Below are 580 nucleotides of genomic sequence, written 5' to 3'. Positions count from 1 at the left end.
TGGGAACTTTGGTATTACCGTTCAGAAGTATCCCCATACTCAACAACATATAATACACAAAGCCCCACGCCTATATATATAACACTTTAATATATAAATAGTACGTGGAGCGTCCAATGTATTATCCAGTTGTTGTCTTGAAATTGGGGATTTCCTGAACTTGGATAATGCCTTAACGCTCTATTTTTATTAAGATTTGAAATAAATCCTAATACAAAGGTAAGGAAAAAATATTTTATTTTCCAAACAAGTTGTGCAAAATAAGTTGTGGCGTGTATTGCTTTTCTTTTTATTGGCTGAGGAATGGTTATCTTTAGTAATCTGTTTCTGGGCTCAGTCTGAAAACTTGGGGGATTGCGTTAAAATTCTTATTTTTGCATCATGAAAACATCCTCTTCCCAAACGATTGATCCTGTTGCTTCTTTAAGCTTGTTCTTGCCTTCAGGAATCCTTGATTACTTTACCCTAGTCAATCATGTTTCTCAGGATACTTGCTTTATTCTTTATTTAGAGGAGAAAGCCACTATTCCTGCTGAGTACTCTGATCTACATCTTCACTCAAAAGGTTTCCTCCCTGAGA

The 580-nt window shown here is 35.5% G+C and carries 1 pseudogene; it reads left to right on the top strand.

The features are described 5' to 3' along the window. Positions 1-381: 381 nt before the first annotated feature. A pseudogene (locus tag HMPREF0106_RS28075) lies at positions 382-580 on the top strand (transposase); the annotation flags it as partial.

The organism is Bacteroides sp. D22, assembly GCF_000163675.1.
Classification (GTDB): Bacteria; Bacteroidota; Bacteroidia; order Bacteroidales; family Bacteroidaceae; genus Bacteroides; species Bacteroides xylanisolvens.
The sequence above is the reverse complement of the archived record's forward strand: the minus strand, read 5'-3'. Positions and strand labels throughout refer to the sequence as shown.